Annotated in this window: 4 protein-coding genes; 1 reads left to right on the top strand and 3 read right to left on the bottom strand. The window is 72.2% G+C overall.

Translation table 11 applies throughout. The features are described 5' to 3' along the window. The coding region (locus tag PSH25_RS05270) for a hypothetical protein (protein ID WP_238657931.1) at window positions 1-1,544 on the top strand (1,544 nt) is incomplete at its 5' end. Window positions 1,545-1,619: 75 nt separating this feature from the next. On the opposite strand, the gene PSH25_RS05265 is transcribed toward PSH25_RS05270, so the two are convergent. The 3 genes from PSH25_RS05265 to PSH25_RS05255 all read right to left on the bottom strand — a co-directional run. Next, window positions 1,620-2,996 (bottom strand): GH1 family beta-glucosidase, encoded by a 1,377-nt coding sequence (locus tag PSH25_RS05265; protein WP_238657930.1) that lies wholly within the window; start codon window positions 2,994-2,996, stop codon window positions 1,620-1,622. 29 nt (window positions 2,997-3,025) lie between these two features. Continuing rightward, on the bottom strand, window positions 3,026-3,865 hold the full coding sequence (locus tag PSH25_RS05260; RefSeq protein ID WP_130401223.1) for a carbohydrate ABC transporter permease: 840 nt from the start codon (window positions 3,863-3,865) through the stop codon (window positions 3,026-3,028). Then, window positions 3,858-4,805, bottom strand: a 948-nt coding sequence (locus PSH25_RS05255; protein ID WP_238657929.1) for a carbohydrate ABC transporter permease, incomplete at its 5' end; no start/stop codon positions are given. The genes PSH25_RS05260 and PSH25_RS05255, both read right to left, overlap by 8 nt.

Below are 4,805 nucleotides of genomic sequence, written 5' to 3'. Positions count from 1 at the left end.
GCACCGCCGTCGGGATCGCCGCCTGGCTGGTCACCGCCGGTTTCGTCGAGACCGCCGCCGGGCACCGCATCGGCCGGTTCGACCTGCCCTGGCTCACCATCGGCGCGGGCATGCTGCTGGCCGTGGTCACCGCGCCCGCCGGCGCCTGGTGGCCGGCCCTGGCTGTCGCGCGTACCCCGATCATGAGCGCGCTGTCGGCACGGCCAGCGACCCCGCCGCCGGCGCGGCGGACCGCCGTGGCCGCTGCCGCACTGCTCACCGCCGGCCTGACCGCCCTGGTGCTCTCCGACGGGTCGAACCTGCTGCTCATCGTCCTGGGCAGTGTCGGGACGGTGCTCGGCGTGCTGCTCGCCAGCCCGCTGACCATCCCGGTGCTGGCGGCGACCCGGGGTGGCCTGCCGGTGGCGGTTCGGCTCGCACTGGCCGACCTGGCCCGGTATCGCGTTCGGGCCGGCGCGGCACTCGCCGCGATCAGTCTCGCGGTGGGGCTGTCCGCGGCCATCGTGGTGGGCTCCGCGGCGGCGGAGTACCGCAGCCGGGAGGCAGCCGGGCTGGGCAACCTGGCGGACAGCCAACTGCTGATCCGGATCGGCCAGCCGGACCCGGTGATTCCGGAGCGCACGGCGGCCGAGATCGACGCACTCCAGACCCGGACCGACGCCATCGCGGCCAGCGTTGGCGCGGCGACCGTCATTCCACTCGACATGGCGGTGGTGGCCGCGCACTCCGACCCGGGACGGGAGGGCGGACGGGCCGGCCACCCGGCCGTCGAGATCGGCGCCCCCACGGCGGCTGGGGAGTCGACGACCTCCCATCCGCTCTACGTGGTCAGTCCCGGTCTCCTCGGCCTGAACGGGGCGGCGGGGATGACGGTCGACCCCGACACCGACGTGCTCACCGCCCGCACCGGGGAACTGGAGCTGATGAACATCCCGGCCCGGGGGGTGCGGCCGAGCGTTCGAACGCTGCCCCGGTCCGGCTACACCGGGCTACCCGACTCGCTGATCACTCCCGACGCGCTGCGCCGGCACGGCTGGCAACCGGCCCGGGTCGGCTGGTTCCTCGCGGCCGACCAGCCGCTCACCAGCGCACAGCTCGCCACGGCCCAGGACCTGGCCGCCGCCGCCGGGCTCACCATCGAGGCGCGTCGGGAGCAGAGTTCACTGACCGCGCTGCGCACCGGGGCGACCGTCGCCGGCGTGCTGCTCGCGCTCGGGGTGCTGGCGACGACCGTGGGGCTCATCCGGGGTGAGGCGGCGGCGGACCTGCGCACCCTGACCGCGACCGGTGCGTCGAGGCGGGTACGGCGAACGCTCACCGCCACCACCGCGGGGGCACTCGCCCTGCTCGGTGCCGTGCTGGGCGTGGCCGGCACGTATCTTGCGCTGGCGGCTGCCCTGCACCGCGACCTCGATCCGCTCGGCGCGGTCCCGGTCGGGCACCTCGTCGCGCTCGTCAGCGGGCTGCTGCTGGCCGCGGCCGGCGCCGGATGGCTGCTCGCCGGTCGGCCGACACCGTCGCTGTCCCGCCGGCTTCTGGACTGAGCAGCGGGCGGGACCAGGCACCCTGGGCGCCGATCGGCGCGGCGCCCAGGGTGCCTCGGTCCCGCCCGCCCCCGTTCAGGCCACCGGCGTCGCGGTGCCGGTCGTGCGGGCGAGCCGCTGGTGGGCGCGGATCAGCTCGGCGTAGCGCAGACCGCTCGCCTTCACCGTCCGGCGCTGGGTGGCGTAGTCGACGTGCACCAGCCCGAATCGCTTGTCGTAGCCGTACGCCCACTCGAAGTTGTCCAGCAGTGACCAGACGAAGTAGCCGTCCAGGGGAACCCCTCGGGCCACCGCCGACGCGCACGCGGCCAGGTGCTGCTCCAGGTGGTCGGTGCGCTCCTTGTCCTCCACCGTGCCGTCCGCGGTGACCTCGTCCGGCCACGCCGAGCCGCTCTCGGTGACGATGATCCGGCCCGGCCGGTACTCCTCGTGCACGTCGACGAGCAGTCGCTCCAGGCCCGTCGGGTACACCTCCCAGCCCATCGCGGTCTCCACCGAGCCGGGCACCGGTACCTGCCGGGCGTACGGGGCCGCGCCGGTCGGGTCGTCGACCACCAGCTGACGGAAGTAGTAGTTCACCCCGAGGAAGTCCGTCGGCGTGGCGATCACCGCCAGGTCGTCGCCGCGTACCGGCGGCTCGACACCGTAGGTGGCGATCATGTCGGCGGGGTAGCCGCGCCCGTGGATCGGGTCCAACCACCACCGGTTGACGTGCCCGTCGGCCCGGCGCGCCGCCGCGACGTCCTCGGGCCGGTCGGTCGCCGCCTCGATCGGACTGAGGTTGAGCACCAGGCCCACCGAGGCCGGCCGGGCGGCGTTGGCGCGGATCGCCTGGGTGGCCAGGCCGTGCCCGAGCAGCACGTGGTGCGAGGCGTGCACCGCGCGGGTGAGATCGCGCTCACCCGGGGCCATCCGCCCCTCCAGGTGCCCGATCCAGCACACGCAGAGCGGTTCGTTGACCGTGTTCCAGTCGGCGACCCGGTCACCGAGGCGGGCGGCGACCACCGCCGCGTAGTCGGCGAACGCCTCGGCGGTGGCCCGCTCCGGCCAACCGCCCCGGTCCTGCAGAACCTGCGGCAGATCCCAGTGGTACAGCGTGACGAACGGCCGGATCCCGTCGGTGAGCAACGTGTCGACGAGCCGGTCGTAGAAGTCCAGCCCGGCGGCGTTGACCCACCCGACGCCGTCGGGCATGACCCGGGGCCAGGCCACCGAGAAACGGTACGCGTCCACGCCGAGTCGGCGCAGCAGCGCCAGGTCCTCCGGCCACCGGTGGTAGTGGTCGCACGCCACCGCGCCGGTGTCGCCGTTGTCGACGTTGCCGGGGGTCGCCGAGAAGGTGTCCCAGATGGACGGCGCCCGGCCGTCGGCGTCGACGGCCCCCTCGATCTGGTACGCCGCCGTGGCGACACCCCAGAGGAAGTCGGGTGGCAGCTTGGACAGGTCGGGCACGGGTCGGTTCTCCTCTGGGGTTGGATGACTCACTTGACCGCGCCGGCGGTCAGGCCGGCGACGAAGTAGCGCTGCAGGGCCAGGAATCCGACGACGACCGGGATGCTGACCACCAGCGAGGCGGCCATGATCTGGTTCCAGTAGACGTTGAACTGGGTGGAGTAGCCCTGCAGGCCGACGGCCAGGGTGCGGCTGCCCTCGTCGGTCATCACCGACGCGAAGAGCACCTCACCCCAGGCGGTCATGAACGCGTACACGGTGACCGCGACCACGCCGGGCACGGCGGCCGGCAGGATGACCTGGAACAGGGTGCGCAGCGGACCGGCGCCGTCGACCTGCGCCGCCTCGTCCAGACCCCGGGGGATCGAGTCGAAGTAGCCGACCAGCATCCAGATCGAGAACGGCAGCGAGAAGGTCAGGTACGTGATGACCAGGCCGGTACGGCTGGCGTACAGCTCGATGCCGGTGGCGTTGCCCAGGTTGACGTAGATGAGGAACAGCGGCAGCAGGAACAGGATGCCGGGGAACATCTGCGTGGACAGCACCGTCACCGAGAAGACACCCCGGCCGCGGAACCGGTACCGGCTCACCGCGAACGCGGCGAAGATGGCCACCGCCACCGAGCAGACCGCCGCGATGCTGGACACCACCAGGCTGTTCACCAGGTACCGGGCCAGCGGCACGGTGCTCCACATGTCGACGAACGGTTGCAGGGTGGGTCGGCTGGGCCACCAGGTGAAGCCGTTCTGGACGTCCTGCAACGGCTTCGCGGCCGACGTGACCATCACGTAGAGCGGGATGACGACGAAGAGGGCGAGCAGGGTCAGCACGATGCGCCGGCCCCAGCGCTCACCGGCGGTCTCACGCATGGTCGTCCCTCCGACGGTTGGTGATCAGCAGGTACGCGGCCGAGACGACCAGCAGGAACAGCAGCAGCGCCACCGACATCGCCGACCCGGAGCCGAAGTCCCAGGTCTTGAAGGAGCTGCGGTAGATGTGGATGGAGATGAGGTCGGCCTGCTCCGGCGCGGAGCCGCCGAACAGCACGAACGGGGTGTTGAAGTCGTTGAACGTCCACAGGAACAGCACCAGCAGCAGCACCAGGTTGACCGGCCGCAGCATCGGCAGGGTGACCGAGCGCAGCCGGCGCCAGAACCCGGCGCCGTCGATCGCGGCGGCCTCGTACAGCTCGCCGGGCACGTTCTGCAGCCCGGCCATCAGGCACAGGAACGCGAACGGCCAGTTGCGCCAGACCGACACGAGCAGCAGCGACCAGAAGCTGTTGTCGCCGATCAACCAGAACGGCCGCTCGTTCATCAGCCCGAGCTGGTCCACGAGCACGTGGTTGACCAGGCCGGTGTCGCGTTGCAGCAGGAAGCTCCAGGTGATCACGGCGGCGTAGACCGGCAGCGCGTACGGGGTGAGGAACAGCGCCCGCAGGATCGCCCGTCCGCGGAAGGGCCGTTGCAGGACGACCGCCGCCGAGATGCCGAGCAGCCAGGCGAACCCGACCGAGAGCAGGCTGTAGGCCAGGGTGATCCAGAACGAGTGCAGCAGATCCTTGCCGGCGGCGCTGTTCAGGTCGAGTGTCGCCCGGTAGTTCTCCAGCCCGACGAAGGGCGCGGTGGACCAGTCGCGGATGTGGAACTGGGTCAGCTCCAGCAGGCTCATCCAGACCCCGACAACCATCGGGATCACGTGGATGGCGAGTTCCAGCACGACGGCCGGTGCGAGCAGCAGGTACGGCAGGAGCGAGCGGCGGGGGCCGCGGGGCCGGCGGACCGGCCCCCGGGCCGGCGACCCGGCCCG

This window comes from Micromonospora foliorum, from assembly GCF_022229015.1.
Classification (GTDB): Bacteria; Actinomycetota; Actinomycetes; order Mycobacteriales; family Micromonosporaceae; genus Micromonospora; species Micromonospora foliorum.
This window is presented reverse-complemented; position numbering and strand designations above follow the sequence as displayed.